Annotated in this window: 13 protein-coding genes; 2 read left to right on the forward strand and 11 right to left on the reverse strand. The window is 61.8% G+C overall.

Features of this window, described 5'->3' with window-relative positions; genetic code table 11:
• Positions 1-12: 12 nt before the first annotated feature.
• Together BV071_RS06705 and BV071_RS06710 are read left to right on the forward strand one after the other, a co-directional pair.
• Positions 13-4,587: a hypothetical protein gene (locus tag BV071_RS06705; RefSeq protein ID WP_265594148.1), complete on the forward strand. Its 4,575-nt coding sequence runs from the start codon at positions 13-15 to the stop codon at positions 4,585-4,587.
• 82 nt (positions 4,588-4,669) lie between these two features.
• Complete coding sequence (locus tag BV071_RS06710) at positions 4,670-4,918, forward strand: hypothetical protein (protein ID WP_035603701.1); 249 nt, start codon at positions 4,670-4,672, stop codon at positions 4,916-4,918.
• Here the strand turns inward: BV071_RS06710 and BV071_RS06715 are convergent.
• The 11 genes from BV071_RS06715 to BV071_RS06765 form a co-directional block, all read right to left on the reverse strand.
• Positions 4,915-5,724: a hypothetical protein gene (locus BV071_RS06715; protein WP_265594149.1), complete on the reverse strand. Its 810-nt coding sequence runs from the start codon at positions 5,722-5,724 to the stop codon at positions 4,915-4,917. The genes BV071_RS06710 and BV071_RS06715 overlap by 4 nt on opposite strands.
• A gap of 178 nt (positions 5,725-5,902) precedes the next feature.
• Positions 5,903-7,846, reverse strand: a complete 1,944-nt coding sequence (locus BV071_RS06720) for a sialidase family protein (protein ID WP_265594150.1) — start codon at positions 7,844-7,846, stop codon at positions 5,903-5,905.
• Complete coding sequence (locus BV071_RS06725) at positions 7,843-9,834, reverse strand: family 20 glycosylhydrolase (protein ID WP_265594151.1); 1,992 nt, start codon at positions 9,832-9,834, stop codon at positions 7,843-7,845. Before BV071_RS06725 ends, BV071_RS06720 begins: the two co-directional genes overlap by 4 nt.
• A gap of 69 nt (positions 9,835-9,903) precedes the next feature.
• The gene (locus tag BV071_RS06730) at positions 9,904-10,311 is read right to left on the reverse strand and encodes a hypothetical protein (RefSeq protein ID WP_265594152.1); all 408 of its coding nucleotides are present in this window, start codon (positions 10,309-10,311) and stop codon (positions 9,904-9,906) included.
• 153 nt (positions 10,312-10,464) lie between these two features.
• Positions 10,465-11,898, reverse strand: a complete 1,434-nt coding sequence (locus tag BV071_RS06735) for a phosphatidylserine/phosphatidylglycerophosphate/cardiolipin synthase family protein (protein WP_081885839.1) — start codon at positions 11,896-11,898, stop codon at positions 10,465-10,467.
• A gap of 200 nt (positions 11,899-12,098) precedes the next feature.
• A complete protein-coding gene (locus BV071_RS06740; RefSeq protein WP_035603712.1) occupies positions 12,099-12,290 on the reverse strand; it encodes a hypothetical protein in 192 nt (63 codons plus the stop codon).
• A gap of 224 nt (positions 12,291-12,514) precedes the next feature.
• Positions 12,515-13,036, reverse strand: coding sequence for a hypothetical protein (locus BV071_RS06745; RefSeq protein ID WP_035603715.1), 522 nt, complete (start codon positions 13,034-13,036; stop codon positions 12,515-12,517).
• A complete protein-coding gene (locus BV071_RS06750; protein WP_035603719.1) occupies positions 13,033-13,515 on the reverse strand; it encodes a hypothetical protein in 483 nt (160 codons plus the stop codon). The genes BV071_RS06745 and BV071_RS06750 overlap by 4 nt, the downstream gene beginning before the upstream one ends.
• A complete protein-coding gene (locus BV071_RS06755) occupies positions 13,512-13,994 on the reverse strand; it encodes a hypothetical protein (RefSeq protein ID WP_035603722.1) in 483 nt (160 codons plus the stop codon). The genes BV071_RS06750 and BV071_RS06755 overlap by 4 nt, the downstream gene beginning before the upstream one ends.
• A 132-nt stretch (positions 13,995-14,126) precedes the next feature.
• Entirely contained in the window at positions 14,127-14,342 is a 216-nt protein-coding gene (locus tag BV071_RS06760) for a hypothetical protein (protein ID WP_035603725.1), read from the reverse strand.
• A gap of 199 nt (positions 14,343-14,541) precedes the next feature.
• Complete coding sequence (locus tag BV071_RS06765; RefSeq protein ID WP_265594153.1) at positions 14,542-17,571, reverse strand: hypothetical protein; 3,030 nt, start codon at positions 17,569-17,571, stop codon at positions 14,542-14,544.
• Positions 17,572-17,619: the final 48 nt, after the last annotated feature.

A 17,619-nucleotide genomic window follows, 5' to 3' on the forward strand; every position in this document is an offset into this window, starting at 1 on the left:
CCTTCCAGCACCATGAACGCACGACCACGGTTCTCTCCTCCTTGGTATCTTGTCGCCCTTCCCTTCCCGGCCTTCCTCGCCATGCCCTGCGCCGCTCAGGTGGTCGCCAGCGAGTGGAATCACTTCAGCGGAAATTGGAACGTCGCCGCCAACTGGAACCCGGCCGATGTCCCGGACAATGGTGGCGGCTTCACCTATGACGTGCAGATCGGCAACCTACCGGTCGCCACCAATGCCCAAATCACCTTCGTCCCGGAAGACGGCGCGACCGATACCATCACCTCGCTGTCCTTGTCCTCCGGAGTGGACTTCTTCACGAATGGCAACCAGCTCAGCATGACCGGCCTCACGACGGTCTCCGGAGCCAACACCACACTGCGATTGGAACCACACGCGACGCCATCGGTGGACGCCCTCACCTCGCTTAATCTAAATCTCGTCAGCGGCGGCTTCCTGGTCGCCCAGGGTGGTAGCGCCAGCATCACCAGCCAGCTCCAGATCCTCAGCGGCTCCAATCTGTTGGGCTACGGCACGATCAACCTGGGCGATAGCGATGCGGTGGTCGAACAGGCCTTCGACAATAGCGCGCTGATCCAGGTGCAGGGCACCACCCAGATTCCCGCCACCCTCACCCTCCACACCAATGGTGTGGATACCATCGATCTCGACGGCGACAACGAGCTCGGCGTGGTCGACGTCTCGAATGCTTCCTCCGACCTCGAGTTTGATACCCTGCACCTGATCGTGGATGGCCCCTTGGCCGATCCCTTCGGATCCACCGCCCCCGGCGCTGAGCTACAAATCGGTCAGCGCGATACGATCACCTTCAACGACGACTTCGCGATCGCTGCGAACGCCAAGGTCATCATGGACGGTGGTACCGATGTCGCCACGATCAACGGTCCGGCCGCCATCACCGATATCCAGGGTGCGGCCTTCACCATCGCCGGTGCCGCGGAGATCGACAACAACATGAGCTTCACCGGCACGGCGAACACGATCACCCTGGCTGCCGCCGGATCACTCCGACTGAATGGCAATGTCGACATCGCGGATGCCTCTGCCATCTCCCTGACCAGCACCTCGGAACTTATCGTCGGCGGCGATGTCGTCATCTCCGAGGCCGCGGGCGACTTCAACTGGGACGGTCCCGGGATCGCCACCACCACCATCGATGGCAGCGGCCAACTCTCCTTCTTCGTCAATCGCATCGATACCAGCGACGACATCTATGGCGGCAATCTCAACCTCCAGGCGAATGGCGACCTACTGGTGGATAACGTCGCCAACTTCTGGACTATGGCCGGTGTGCTCACCAAGAGCGGCTTCGGCACCTCCCTGGTGGCGGGCGATGCAATGAGCGTCACCGGCACCATCAACGTGAATGCAGGCCTGCTGGATCTCCCCACCGCTACCCTGACGAGCGCGGCTCACGTCACCACCAATGCCGAGCTCCGCCTCGGTCCGGCATCGGTCCTTGCCGGACCGAATACCCTCACCGGTACCGGCCTGCTGCGGATGGAGGGCACATCCACCATCTCTGCCAACACTACGCTCAATGTCGCCAACTTCGATTGGGACGGCCTTGGCTCCGGCACGACTCAGACGATCAATGACGGTGTCGCCTTCACCATCAACTCCACGCTTTGGGATCCCGATGACGCCGGTGACGTGGATGACAACATCAACCTCGGCGGCAATGGTGCTCAGCTCATCGTGAACGGCATCCCAACCTGGACCATGGCCCGCACGATCAATGCGAATACGGCCGCGCTCGGCACCGCCACCATCGGCGGCAGCGCCGTGTTACTTCTGGAAGGCCCTTCCGCGGCCATGAACGTGGATGGCAATACCAACGTAACCGGACCCATCACCTTCGGCACGACATCATTCACCAGCATTGATGCCGGGATGATTCTCGATCTTGGGTCCACTGCGACCTTCAAAGGCGGCACCATCACGGGAGCCGGCAACTTCAAGCCCGCCAATTCCAATCTCGTCACCGCCAGCAGCAGCATCAACTCGACGAACTTCGATTTCGATTCCGGCAACTGGACGATCCAGGACGGATCCCTGCTCACGGTCAATGTAGGCGACTACGACCCGGATGTTCCGGACAACGCCTTCAACGGGATCATCAACCTCAACAACAGCGACATCAGCGTGAACACAGGCGATGCGGAGTTCATCATGGACCGCATCCTCAGCATGAGTTCCACCGAAGTGGGAGAGGTCACCCAGTGGAGCGGTGAACCACTGGATATCGGCAATGACGCCAATACGCTCAGTGCCGCGCTCAATGTCACCGGCACCCAGATCAGCCGCATCAGCTCACAGGTTGATTTCAACTCGGATGCTGATGTGGACATCGCCGCCGGAGCCACACTCGACCTCACCGGCACCGTCAACTTCGATACCGTGAACGGCTTGGACAAAGCCGAGTTCACCGGTGGGGGCACTCTCGACTTCAGCGGCGCGGTCAATGTCAACGAGGCCACGACCATCAACATGGCCGGCGGCGGCATCGTGGACTTCGACGGTATCGATGTCGTCGGCGACACGATCAACGTCGATGCTCCGCTCACCATCAATGCCGCGACCATGAGTTCCTTCGGCAAGAACAACGCGTCCGGCACCAATGTCCTGGAAATCGACAATGCCGTGGGCACCGGCAAGCTCACCGTTACCCTCGATAGCGCGACCCGGGAATGGACAATCAATCCCGCGGGCACCCTGGCCCTGATCAACGACAACACCAGCGCCGTCCTCTTGACCGGCAACGATGTCAATCTCAACGGCAGCACCAACGTCACCGGCGAAGTCGAAGTCACCGCCCGCGTAGACATCGGCGGCACGGTCAATCTCAACACTGCCGCCGAACCCCTACACCTCTCCGGCGGCCTGCTTGATACCGATCCGAACATGATCCTCGGCGGCACCATCAATGGCCCGGGCGTGCTCAACGCCCCGACCAATCGCGAGCTGCGCGGTTTCGGCACCATCAATGCCGCGATCGATTTCGACGGCCTCGCGTCCCTTCGCGCGGACGACGGCATGCTGACGATCAACGGCAGCATCGATGATGTGAGCACCATCGGCACGGCCAATGCCAGCGGCTTCCTGAACGTGGTGAATGCCTGGAACAGCAGCGTGGCCACCGGCGTGGTCCTGGCCGGCGGCGAGTTGAAGGGCGGTGCCATCACCGTGGCCAACGCCGGCGGCATCCGCGGCCTCGGCTTGGTCTCCTCGCGGGTGTTCAACAACACCCGCCTGCAAGGAGACGTCGGCACCTTGGTGGTCAAGACCGCCGCCAACGACAACGATTGGGACGGCACGGGAAACACCGGACAGCTCACCGCCTCGAATGGCGGCACGCTCGAGGTGAATGACAATGCCACCTTCAACTTCGGCGGCACGGTTATCGCCGATCATGGCCGTGTATACGCCAAGGGCTTCGGCATGAACTTCGGCGCGACTTCGACCGTGAGCCTGCTCGCGGGCACCTTCGAAGCTGACGAATCGACGGCTTTCAATGGAGCCATCGCCGCCGGTGCCGGCGGCCCCTCCACACTCAAGGTGCAGGTCAACCGCTTCATGACTCTGGCCGCCACCAGCCACACCACGCTGGCCAGCGACCTGAAGCTGCAAAGCAACAACATCGAGCTAAAAGCCGGCGCCACCATCACCGGGCCAGGGGCCGTGATCGTGGACACCGGTTCGCACATGGTGACGGACAACCTGGCGCAAATCGACACGCTGCTAGATCTCCGTGGCGATCTCAGCCCCGGCGGTTTCGAGATCATCGGTCGCTTGAACGTTCAGGACTTCCAGCAGGGACCGGACTCCACCCTTCACATCGAACTCACCGGAACCAGCCTGAACCAATTCGACCGCGTGGTGGTGAACGGCGCGGCGATTCTCGCCGGTCGCTTGGAGATCGATATCGATGGCGGCTTCGTCCCGGTGGCGGGCCAAACCTTCGACATTCTCTCAGCGCCCGCCGGCATCAGCGGTCAATTCAATGGCGTGGAGCTTTCAGGATTACCCGCCGATCTCGTGCCGGTCGTCAGCTATCCCCCCGGTGTGGCGCGGATCACCATGGTTTCCGGCACCCTCTATGACCTCTGGATCCAATCCTTCGCTGCGTTGACGAATCCCGCCGACCGACTGAAGACCGCCGATCCGGATCATGATGGCTTCGACAACCTCACCGAGTTCGCGCTCAACGGGAATCCGACCCAAGCCAAGGGCATCGACAAGCAGTATCCCAAGATCGCCCCCGTCGGTGCCGAGAATGCTTTCACCCTCACCGTGCCAATCCGCATCCAAGCAGGACCAGTCGACTACACCCCCGGTGTCGATCTTCTCGACGACAGCGCCACTTTCCGCTACGCGATCGTGGCCTCTGATGACCTGCAGTCATTCCCACTCACCGTGACCGAGGTCACGGGTGCAAATGCGGACGCGATCCAAGCCGGCCTGCCTCTGCCTGACCCGGGCTGGGAGTTGCGCACCTTCCGCAGCCCCGGCCCCGTCGAAGGAGATCCCAAGGAGTTCATGCGCGTTCTCGTGGTTCCCTTCCCTTGAACTCGGCCGCGGCCATCATTCCAAACTCGCCGCTCCATTCCCATGGTGGGCAAGACATCTTCGGGTCTAAAATCGCCGCCGCATGAGCTGGCCGCCTGCACCCGACCGCTTCGAAAAGCGCATCCGCTTCGGCTGCGGCTCCATCACCGGCTTCCTCCTTCTCGGCCTGATCCTGCTCTTCTTCATCGAGACACCTGAGATGCCGGGCTGGTATCTCCCTGCGGTCGCGGGAGGCGCTCTCATTGCCGGCCTTCTAGCTCTCCGCTTCGGAGACAAATTCTACCACGGCCTCCTCACCGTCCTCTCTTGGATTACAGGGGTCGGCTTCTAGCGAAGCCCCGCCAGATCCAACTCCGGGTCAATGCTACCGCCACCTTCCAGCCACGCATTCAATCTCGCCGCCACTCCCGGCGCGTAAAGGGATCCCTTCGATCCCAGTCCGTTGAACACCACACGAGCATCATCCAACTGACCGATCACCGGCTGACTCTTCCGCACGATCGGCCTGATCCCCGCCTCATGCACGATCACTTCGAACTGATCGTCTCCACCCAACAGCCGCAAAATCCCTTCGATCCTCTCGCGCCCCGCGACAGTCGGCAGCGCATCCAGAGGCTCCCAAACATAGGTCGAGCCCGCCTTGAACATTCCCTCGCCCAAGGGCACCAGCCAGCCCCCGCCCCCAATCGAAATCCGCTCCTGCGACCATGCCGGTGCCCGCACCGTCAGGATCTCTCCCTTCGCGCAGCGATGCTTTCCCAAACGCCCCGCGATCAATCCCGCCGCCCCCTCGCACATTACTTCGTCCTCCCCCTCAGCAAGATCCCGTCGAGCCGCTTCAAAAAAACGCTGCGTCCCCTCACAGAACTCCCGCGTCGCGACTCGTCCCCCACCCCTCAGCACCACCACCGCCCGCCATCCCGGCAGCGCATCTTCAGTCACGCTCTCAATCCACGGCGACGCCGCCTCCAGCTTCCCGGAAACCTTCGCCCACTCCTTCTCGCCCACCAAGCGCCACACCGGCAGTGGATGCCAGATCCGCCTTCCTAACAGCTCCGCCACCCGCCCATAAAACTCACACGCCTCCGGCAGAAACTCCCCAAGCCGCCACGATGGGCTGAAGTTCTGTCCCGTCACGGGATTGATCAATCCGGCCGCCACCCGCGAAGAAGCCCTGGCAAACCCAGCATCCTCCCACGAGAAGGCCTGCCCGCGGAAATGCCGCTGCCAGGCAAGGCAACAGCCCGCCAAACCCATGCCTGTGATGTGGACTGCGCGTTCGATGGATGAGTCTCAGCGAGCACCCACGCGGCAGTCAATCGCCCGTCGGGAGTCGCAGGAAATACAGCCCCCCGCTGCCCTCATAGATCACCCCCAAATGCTTCTCATCCACTGGCGCAAGACAGGAATACCCGAAGCAATCCCGCGAATCGTAGAGCCACTGCGTCTTCTCCGGCCAGGTCATCCCCTGATCCGGCGATCGCTTCAGCGTCATCATTTTCCGTCCCTTCACACTGTCCGGATTCGAGAACCACTGCGCTCCCTTCCAAGCCAGAAGGCTGCCCATACACACAGGCTCACGCAGCGCCTTGCGGTCCGTTGCATGCAGCTCCCAGCTCGCACCGAGATCCTTCGTCACCGCAACCGTCCGCGCGCCGCCGCGGTTGTCCCGGCAATTGATCATGATCGAGCCATCGTCCAACTGCGCGATCTGCGCCTCCGTGGTATCGCTCTTTACCCCGCTGCCCACCTGCCAGGTCGTGCCGCCGTCCTTGGAGGCAATCATCGTCGACCACGGCTTGCCGTCCGCAGCCCGATACTGCGCGGCGAAGGCCAAAGTCCCATCCTTGAGCACGATCCCCGCTCCCGGCCCGTTGAAGAACAGCTTCCACTCGGGCTTCTTCATCTGGGATGTTAGATTGACGGGCTTCGACCAGCTCTTGCCGTCATCATCGCTATGGGCCAGCACCAGTTGCCCGGTTTCCTCCGGCGTCATCCCCGGACCGGAGCCATTCCAGGCGCGATTGCCATGGCTCCACAACGCGGCGATCCAAAGCCGCCCGGTGTTCAGGTCGGCCAGGATCGCGGGATCGCCCACTCCATCGTGACCGTGCTTCGGGTCATCGCCCATGTCGACCGCCACCCGCATCGGCTCCCAAGTCTGCCCACCATCGGTCGACCGCGAAACACCCACGTCGATGTTCGCCGGCAAGTCGCCGCTGTGGTCGTAGCGGATGTCATAGGCAGCCACCAAGGTCCCCGCCTTGCTGCGCACCAAGCCCGGAATGCGATAGCTCTTCGAACGATCATCCCCCGGCAAGCGCAACGCATACCCGATCCGTTGTCCCCCCGGTGGCGAAACTACAGCGGGCTCCAAAGTTCCGCCGGACGTCTCCACACGCACCAAGCCCGCATCGATCAGCCCATCCAGTGAAGCGCTCTCCTTCAAGAGCGCGGAAACCCAGAACCAATGCTCCCCTGAAGCCATACGATACTTGCCATCCAGCGACACCCGCTTCACGGCCTTCGCCTTCTCCGCGACCAACTCCCTCGGCCCCTCCGCCGGATTGGCACTGCCGGTCCACAGCTCCAGCTTCGCGATCTCCTCCAACACCGTGGTCCCCTCAAGACTCAGCTCGATGGAATTCAAATCCACAGCCCCTTCGCTGCCGTCCACCGTGATCTTGAAGCCTAGCACCGGATTGAACTTCGCGCGGATCAAGGCCGGACATACCGGCTGCACCGTCTCCACACCCACCAACTTCGCGGGACCTGGCTTCAGCACGCTCAGATCATCCAGCATCACCCCGGCATCTGCAGGTGCCGTCGCACGAAAGCGCAGCTCGCGCGTCCCTTGGGGAATATCCACCCTGACTTCAGCCAGGAAGCCTCCCGCCTGGATCTCCTTGCTCGCATCCCGGATCTCCCGCCAAGCATCCGTACCGCGCGCATCAATGCGGAACCCAAAGGGATCACGCTTCGTCCAGCGCTCCGCATGAAAGGCCAGCACCGCGCCCCTATCAGCTGTCGACGCCAGAGCCAGCAGCACCGTGGATTCACCCTCCCCCGCCAGCCGCAGCGATTGCTTCCCGCTTTTAGCATGCCCGTCCTCGATCCGCGCGTGCACCCCATCCGCTGTGAAGGTGCCCACCGTGGTTTTGAACTCCTTCAGAGCCCCGGCGGGTGCCGACTCAAACGACTCCGCCGCAACCAGAGGCAGGCTCGGCAACAGCAACAAAAGTGACGCGGCTAACTTCATTCGGGCTTCAGGTCGGAGGAATAGCACATCCCGGTGGTATCGCCCACCGGAATGAAGGTGAACATCCATTTCCAGTCGCTCTTGCGATGCGGGATCTTGAGCAACACCTCGTTCCACCCTTGCTTGAGCGGTACGACCGAGGGCTCCCGGAAAAAGTAATCCTCATTGGTGAAGGGCGTTTCATCATTCTTCACCATCGGCGCGGCATTCTGCCAGACCGGCGGATCGATGAAGCGGCCGTTCACCCGGATCCACGGCTTCTTGGCGTGCCACTCACCCTGCTTGAAGCTCGCCGCCCCGCGCCGGTCGGATCGCGAGCTTCCATGAAAGCCCATCCACGCGGGCATCTGCTGCGCCTTGGGAGACCACACCTGCATCAGCGCGTAGCAGGTCCCCTCCGCCTCCTTCACCGGTGCCCCGAAGCCGAAGAAATGCTTCAGATACACGGTCGCCGCCCCGAAGCCGCGGTCCATCCAGCGGTAGGTCTTGCCATCTACCTTGTAGGTGTCCCGTAGCTCGCCCTCCACCGGAAAGCTCTTCTCCACATCGCCACCATGCGGGAAGGGCCCGATGACCCGCCAGCGCAACTCGGTCTGCTTGAAGTAGGGGAATTCCTTGTCGTGGAAGAAGCGCGCTTTGTGGTCGAGCAAACGGCCCTCGAACTCCACGAAGCGCGCATACTCTGGCGTGCCCGGCGGCGGCAGATTCGCCCAATACTGTTCATGGTCATCCCACTCGACACCCCGCCAGAGGGATTCCGCGAAGGTGAGCATGGCGGGGTAGATCGGGTTCTGGCGTAGTTGGTCGCGCTCGTTCTCGATGCGGATATCCGGCCAGGAACACAGGATTCCACCCAGCGCCCGCGCATCGCCATGCGGCTGCCGGCAGGGTTGCTGGAACAAGAAGGTGGAAACCACCTCAAAGGGATCGATGTGATTCAGGTAGGTTGAGCGGCTATCGATGAAGGGATTCTCCGGCAGCGGATTGGCGCGCGCCCAGAGCTGCGTGATCCGCCGCTTGTCCGCGGGGTCCTCGATCCCCGCCCGCCAGCCGATGACCTCGCGACCGAGACTGCGGACATGCGCTGCCATCTCCGGCAGGAAGCTCGCATCGACCTGCTCCTCCTTGCCCCGCACCTCATCGGTGCCCAGATGAATATAGGGCATCTCCTCCGGAGTCGCGAGCGAGGCCAGCTCCGTCAGCAGGTCCTTGAGGATCTGCCGGCTCTCCGGCGCATTCATGGACTTGATCCCCAGCGCCTGGCGCAGCGCGCGGCTGTGCCCGGGCATGTCCATCTCCGGAATCAGGGTGATCCCTCGCTCCCGGCAGTAGCGCAGTAGCTCGCGGAATTCACGATGAGTGTAGTACTTCCCCGGCTGCCGCGTCATCGCTGAGGCGGCGGTGACCTCCGGGTGCACCTTGCTCTCCAATCGCCAGCCCGGGTTGTCCGTGAAGTGGAAATGGAAGACGTTGAGCTTGTAGCGCGCCATCACCTCGATCTGCTCCTTGAGCAATTCCGGCGACTGGTAGTTGCGACCGCTATCCAGCATGAAGCCACGCACCGGAAATGCCGGCCAATCCGCAATGCCAACACAAGGCAGTGCCACCCTGCCCTCCTCACTGCGGAGCAGTTGCCGCATCGTCTCTGCGGCATGGATCATCCCACTGCCATCCGCGCTCGTTACGGTGATCGCTTGGGAACTCACCTCTAATCGATAGGCCCCCTCGAAACCGTGGGGGTTCTTCACCTCTCCACGGCGGAGTTCGATATCCGCCCCATGATCCACCCGCAGGGCCTTCAATCCACATTCCTTCAGCACCGCTATCAACCGCGCCGCATCATTGGGCTCAGCTGTTAGAATCTTCACCTCCCGCCCCAGTAGCTTCTTTCCCTGACCTTCCGTGATCTCGCAGGGCATAGGAATCAGTGACGGCATCGCGCCCAAGGGCGAAACCAGCACAAGTAGGAAGAGGAGTCTCCACGGCACGCGGGAGAGCATGCCAGCCCCCCGGTCGCGGCGGGAGAGGCGGACTCTGGTCTGCCCGGCAGACCAGTTCTAGCAGCCTCCGCTGTCGTCTCCCGCTTTCCCGGGCAGGGTGATGACCTTGTTGCGGACACTGCGCCCCAACTCGGCGTCACAGACATGAATAACCCACTCTTCCAAAGTCAGTTGAAGATCCAGCGCCGCCCGCGAGTAGTCACGGAAAGTGCCTAGGTCGACTTCCACGCTGAAGATCTGCTGCTGCGGCAGGTCGCGGCGCTTGCGGCGCTCGATTTCCTCCTCCCGGTCGTCCTCCATCAGGCGCCGGATCAGTGTCAGCGTCGCGAAGGGGATCTCTTTGGGGCTAGAGAGCCAGTTGTCGATGGTGCGCTTGCTGACGCTTCCGCATTGATCCGCAAGCCATTGGCGAGCCCGGCCGGTGGTCTTTAACCACACTTTAATGTCTTCTTTGCTTGGATTCATTGGCACGAATTACACCAATCAGTGCATACAATCCACGGATATTTTCATTCAACGGTGCATATCTGTTAGAACACACTGCACCCGCAAACGAAAATATGGTGCATTTTCCACAACACCACTGCACCGCACAAAACCCAGGAAACCACCTGCTCGCTAGAGCTGATTCGCGATTGCCTGCACAAGCGGCGCGCTGGTGGACGGCGGGTCCCTGTGGGGCGAGGAGACCGCAAAGTCGGGGCGGAAGACTTGCGCGATCAGGGAGTCGACGGCCCCCCGGTGGGTGAATGCGATGTTGAGCTCGCGATTGATGCGCATGCTCAGCGTATCGAGATTGGCGGAGCCGACGCAGGCCCAGCCATCACAGATCAGCACCTTCATGTGGGACATGCGCGGGTAGGCATAGGCGCGGCCACCCGCCTTCACGAGCTTGGTGGCGAAGGCGCGGTTGGCGATGTCCATGATCTTGGAATCATTGCGCGCGGGATAGATCAGCCGCACGTCCACGCCCCTGCGGGCAGCAGCTTCCAAGGCCTCGGTGACATCGTCATTCGAGACATAGGGATCCTCGATCCAGATTCGCTTCCGCGCGGCGCGAATGGCGAGGACCATGCTCTTCTGGATTTCACGGCGCCCGGCGGCGGGATCGGTGCGGAAGATTCGGATCGGAAAGCTGCCGGGAATCGATGGCGGCGCGGGGTGCTGCATCGCGCCTCCGCGGAAAGCTCCGAAGGGACCGGCAGGATCCGCCCTGCGCCAAGTACGATCGTAGTCCTCTTGCAAAGAAGCGACGACGGGGCCTTCCATGCGGAACATGAGGTCGTGCCACTCGCTGTAGTACTCCCGGCCAATATTCGAACAGCCCGTGACAGCCACCTTGCCATCGAAGACATGGAGCTTGGTGTGATCGCAGATCAGCCAAGGGTTCGGCATCGAACGAACCTTCACCCTGCTTCCATCCTTCAGATATCGGTTCATGTTGGCTGGCGGCTCGAAACCGGCGGGATATGGCGTCTCCGGCTCATCCCCCCATGAGTTGGCGCTGCCGAGTTCATCGAAGGTCACGCGCACCTCAAGCTCCTGCGAGCGGCGCTTGAGCAGGTCCGCATATCCCACCGCGATATCGTCGTTGTCGAAGATGTATGCCTGGCTATCGATGCTCTGTCGCGCGGCCTTGGCTTGCTTGGCGAGCTCTGGAAAGAAGCGCTTGCCGTCGACAAGCCAAGTGATTTTGCCCTCGGTGGGAGCGGGCAGATGCTTGCGGTCGAGCAAGGCCTCGAACTCCGGAGTTCCGGGGACCTCGGGAGGCTGCGGCAAGACTTTGCCGCCATCGGGTAACATCCCCGTGATCAACTGGAGTGGCCTTTGCCAAAGGACCACGCCACCGAGACGAGCCGTGATCAAAGGTTGCCGCGTCGCGCTAGTAAAGGTGCCACCGGCGACCTTGCCGACGAATGCGGTCTTCGACATGCGATGCTTCGAGGGCTCACTCCGCAATCCCGACTGATAGCGGTAGTTCCGGACCAAGCCGGAACAGGATGCGAGAAGCGGCAGGAGACCGCCGGTCAGAAGAAGTCGGGGGAAAGCCATCCTAACTGATTGGCGGCGTCCGACAACTTGTCAACGGAGCGCTAATAGATCGCGCAAGCTGCAAAGCACCCTAGAATTATCGTGCAGAATACCTTCTCCGATAAGATGGGCGCGCCACTACCCGCTCGCGCTGCGCATACTGCTTGGAGCGCTGCGGCACGCTCGTATAGCCCGGCGCGCGCAGCTGACCAAATAGAGACCTAACCTTTCCCGGGAATCGGAAAGGGATTGGGCAATCCGCTTGAAGTGGGAAGTTCGCGACGCACGTCGATATGAAGAATGTCGCCTTTGGCCAAGGGATAGCGGAGGTACACCGATTGCTTGGATTCTTCGAGAAGTACTTCGAGCGCTTTCTCGATGAGATCGCGGCGGGTATGGCTGGAATCTGGCATGGGAGAGGAGGAGTGAAGACAGCTCCTCAATTTGCTTCGATTGAAGCGCAAGGCAACTTGCAAATTGTTAAGAGAAGCGCCGGGACCCCTTTGCAAAATGCATCACCTAACAGACCGCACCACAATTCCCGCGAGCGGCTAGGTTAGCGATGAGGAGTGTCAAGCTACCGCCAAGACTTCGCAATTTTCCGCCAATTCAAATCTCCATTGGGGCAGGCATCCTGTTAGATTGGCCCGGTTGCAAGCTCGACTTCGGAGCATGTCTTGCGCCTGCGCCGCACACGCCAGAGCAGCAAGCCTATCCATAGCGTCGCAAAGGCAAGCAGCAGCAGCCAATGCGGGATGAGCAGGACCGAACCACCGGTGAAAGAGAAGGCCAGCACAAGCAGGGCATAACGGACGGAACTCAGGTCACCCGGATCTCCCCGAACCACTGCATTCTTATTCCATTCCCAAGACAGGGCTGGACCGGGAGGTGTTGGATTGAAGCGGATGTAGATCGGCGAGCCGAGCTTGATTGGCAGGCGACCGCTGGCTGTCGCGGAATGGAAGAGGGAGGAGACCAAGACGGGCGATCCCGTGTCCGCCTTCCCCATAGCGATGCAGGAGTCGAGATTGCCGAAACTCCAGCCTTGGTAGGACCAAGTATAAATCGTGCCGGTCGATTGCCGCCAGGACCACAGGATGAAGATCATCACGAGGATACCGGACCAGAAGGTGATGGAGCGGTGGAGGGCGAGCTTCATGCCTGCGAGGTGATGTGCTGCCGCCTACGGGTGCGCCAGAAGAGAAGACCCAGCCACGGAATCGCGAAGCCTGCGAGGATCAGCCAGTAGGGAACACAGACCAGCCAGTCGCGGTCCGTGCGGTAAACCATGTCCATCGCGTTCGATTCCCGCAGCGTCTTCAGGGGATCATACTTCGTCTCGTAGGTTTCCCGTGTTTTGGTATCGGCGTGATCGGGGCCTCCCCGGATGAAATGCGGAGGCGGGAAGCGGGAGAAGCCTGGTTCGCCGTAGTCAAGATTCCGGAACAATTCCCAACCCGGACGGCGCCCCGAGGGACGGTAGGTGAAGGTCAGCGCGCTGGTGTGGCTCTCTAGCATGCAGGCCTCCCACATGGGTTCGGTCTGATTGTTTATCGAGTCCAGCCACGCCCACACAGTGAAGACCATCACCAGAATACCGGACCAGAAGGTGATGGAGCGGTGGAGGCCGTGCTTCATGCCGGGGGATGAATACGCCGCCGACGGCGGGCGCGCCAAGCAAGGAGCGCGAGCCATGGGATGGCCACGACGAGGAGGACGAGCCAGTATGGGATGAAACAAAGCCAGCCGGCCCCAGCGCTGGTCCAGCCCCACATGGCATAGATCTTATACTCCCTCAGCGCTGGATCACCCGGCTCTCCGCCACTTGAATCCAATGGCAGCCCAAACCGCTTCCAGTGCAAGATCCCGGGCTGAGCCAGGCGCATCGACGGGTCCGCCGAACAGCTCATCTCAGCCCACGTCATCCCGATCGGCTTGGTGCGCTCCATTCCGGGATGATGGACGAGCGCTATTCCAGAGGTGCGGCTCACCAGTTCGTTGTCCCTTGTAATCACAGCGACCCTGCTGAACTCCGACTCCCACCAAGCCCACACGATGAAGGTCATCACGAGGATGCCGGACCAGAAGATGAGTGAGCGGTGCAGGGCGGGCTTCATGGACGCGACGGGCGAGGCAAGGGTCTCAACGAATGAGGCTAGCGTTCGCCGCGCCGTGGCTGGTGCAAGAAAAGGAAGGAAGCGGTAACTCGCTCAGCGCCACAGCAGGGATGAGATCATGCCATGATTCGGTTAGCTCTCGCGCAGCCAGACGAGCTTGGCGTCTGCAGATTCCATCGCGGAAGCCAAGCTGCCACGGACGAAGACCCAGAAGGCGGCGAGATTGTCGGGGGCGGGAACCAGAAAATGTCGACGCTCGCGGAAGTCCCAATGCGGCACGTCCGAAGCGAGGAGCCAATCAAAGACGCGGCAGTCGCCGGGTGCGCGGCATTGGACGGGGGATTGCACGACCGGGTATTGTGGGATTCGGGGAGGCGGCCTCAAGTCGAATCTTGGGGGAGACTTTTCTCCGTGGTGGGGGCGCGGGGTCGGCTCAGTTGGAGGTCTTATCAAGAAGGGAGGATCAACTCCTCGCTCACGGCAGCAAGCTGCCTGCCGGAAGGCGGCGGCAAGCCGCAGCACTCCAAGTGGCTTGCGCGACGGGGAATCACTTCTGCGTGATCTTCCAGCGCATGTAGCGACCCTTGGCCCCAAGAGGGGCGCTGGCGTGGATCTTGCCGTTCTCAATGAGGATCTCGACGTCCGCGCTCGACCAGTTGGCGAGGTCATCGCTCCACTCCGCGCTGTAGTTGATGCCGTCGCGCTGTTGGGCGAGGTCGCGGGAGATCTCGATGCGGCCGGCATCGACCTTGAGGGCATCGGCCATCGGATCCGGCGCGCCGGGATTGCGGGAGAAGGCATACTCCACGCCATCGGCCTGGCCATCGGAGTCGTAGTCACCCTCGAAGCTGAGGTTGAACACGGGATACTCGTTCTGGGCCCAGCTGCTGAAACCGGGAACCACAATCGGATCGGGCGTGGACGAGGACGGGCTGACCACGAGGGCCGGGCCCCAGACGCCGGGAGTCGCGCCATGCAAGGGCCGCATGCGCAAGCGGATGCTCGCGCCATTTTGCAAACTCTGCCCGGCGGTCGAGGCGTCGAGGCGGACATGTCCTGCATTCGAGGCGACGTTGCTTTCCTTCAGCGAAAGGACGCTCGCGGCATTGGTCACGGCAATGTCGTCGATCCACACGCCGGAGGTCTTCGCATTCCACTTCAGATTAGTGCCGCCGGCATCCTTGCGGACCGCGAAGCGAACGTAGATCGGACGGTCCGCATAGGCCGCGAGCGAAATACTCTTCTTCGCCAGCGCCTTGTCAGCCTTCAGCAAACCGGGAAGATTCCAGACCGAGGTCCAAGTGGCACCGCTGTCGGTGGAGACTTCCGCGTGCAGACGGTTGGTCTTGCTCATCGCGCCGCGGCGCACCCAGAAGTCGAGGGTGCTGCTCGCAGCCGGCAGGATCTGGCGCTGAATCACAAAGCTGTCCTCATTGTCCGCCGCAGTGGAAAGACCGAGACGGAAGGACTGGGCGCCAGTCTTGAAGTAGCCCTTCAAATTACTATAAACGGAGTAGTTCGAGACATCTGCCGTCACCTGCGGGGCGGGCGACTTCTCCGCGCCTTCCAGCCAATTCGAAGGGCCGAGATTCGCCACCTCCAGCTTGTAGCCGGTCGCTGTGGTGTCCGGGACGAAGCTATAGTCGGCACCGCTCAGCGGCGGCAAGGCCGGGCCATTGAGCAGCAGCGGTCCCGAAATGGTCACCACCTTGGCAGGCCCCCAGGGGAAGGCCTTGCCGCCCAGCACAGCACGCGAGCGCACCCACCACTCCTGCCCGCTGGCGAGTGTCACGCCAGCCGTAGCGGAGTTGAAATTGAAGGAAGCAAGACCCGCTCCGGTGACCTGGCCGCTGCGCTCTAGCCAGGTGCAGTCGGTGACGCCGATGTCATCGATGAAGATACCGGTAGGCTGCGATGGATAGTCCAGATGCGAGTAGATCGCACTGGTAGGATCCGTGAGACGGTAACGGAAGCGCACGCGCACCGGCCCGGAGGGCAAGGCGATCGCCGCATCTTGGAAGGCCGCGTCACCCTTGCTGCCAAGTCCGGCAATGGGGTTTCCCACCGGCGTCCAGGTGAAGCCGCTATCCGTGGAGGTCTCCACCGTCAGCACGGAGGCACCGGTCATCAGGCCGCGCCGATAGGCAAAGGTGAGCTTGCCGCTAGGCCCGGGAACAAGATCGCGTCCCAGCTCGAAGATCTGCTCAGGCACACCATTGACAAAGACATCGTAGCGCGTCGGGAAGGTCAGGCGGAAGGCCTTGGCCCCGCTCTTCACGTAGTCTGCGTTGGTAGCATGGATGGGATAGCTACCACCGGTGCGATCGACTACGCGGGTAATCGCGCCATCCTCCGCAGTCTCCACCCAAGTGGCCGGCTTGCGCAGGTAGAAGCCAGCGCGCATTTCGTCCGCCCCGGGCACCGGTGTCATGCTATAGCTCGCTCCCGAGACAGAGGGCGTGGACGCCCCGGACACCGTGGGTGTCTGATGGATCTTCGCGATATCGATCAGAGTGACGCCCCACGAGTATTCCGTAGGCACTCCACTGCCGCGGATGTTTGAGATCTTGACCGTGAACGTGGTGTCCGCCGTGACCGCCTTGACCGCGGCAAGTGTCGGTACCTGCCAGACGATCGCGTTGTCTCCGTAGCCGATGCGACGCGAGACGACCGGAGTGCTCAGGGTATTGCCGGAGCCATCCTTCATCGTCACCGTAGCCGCGCTGAAATCCGCGTCCGGATAGGAGAGCGACCAGAAGGGCGTGTTCAGCTTGGCCGGAAAGAAGCCCTTCGCCGGATAGCTGACGAAAGCGGGGCCCGCGCTTTTGTCGAGCTCGCTGCCGTTCTTGGGCACCACGTAGAAGGAGTTCGAGGGCGGGCGGATCGTGTTCGTACCGGGGACGAAGTCACCGGGGGTATCACCCGTGGCGAAATCCGTGGAGCCTTGGTACATCAGCCAGCGGCGGTGACCGGCATCCAGGTTCCAGTTGGAGGTGCCCATCACGTCCTCCTTGGCATAGGCATCGATCGCGCCGGGACCGAAGTAGCCGAGGGAAAGATTGCCATAGCGGTTGGCATTCCACGCCGCGGGGGTCCATGCCTTGCAGGACTGCGCGGGACTGTGGGCGAGGCCGCCGCTGTCCGGATAAGTGCGCACGATCATCAGCGCGGAGCGCTGTGCGGCCGCCATCTTGGTCGTGTTCGCAGAGGGCTGGAAGGCATCTTCCGATGCCAGCCGCACGGTCGCGCCGGTATTGACCCGCATGTTTGCGGGAAGCCCGCACATCGCTCGAAAGTAGTTCAGGCGCCGTTCGACGTCACCGGCGAATTCCCCGGAGACCGTTCCTTCGGCTCCAGCGGTGAGGGAGCTGTAATTCCCGGTCCAGGCAATACGGTCCTGATATCCTTCCGATGCCATGTAGGTGGCATGGTAGAATGCGACGACTTCATTCCGGTCCGAGGTGTCCACCACGAAGCCACGCGTCGGCGCTGTGGCTCCAGAGCCACTAACGCAAAACAGGCTGGTTAGGACGATGCAAGGGACCGGTCGAAGGAAATTCGACCGTTGGGACAGCACGCGCGGAAGATATTACGGAAAACGCGACAATCAAAGGACAATTTTTAT

It is taken from the genome of Haloferula sp. BvORR071 (assembly GCF_000739615.1).
In the GTDB taxonomy this organism is placed as follows: Bacteria; Verrucomicrobiota; Verrucomicrobiia; order Verrucomicrobiales; family Akkermansiaceae; genus Haloferula.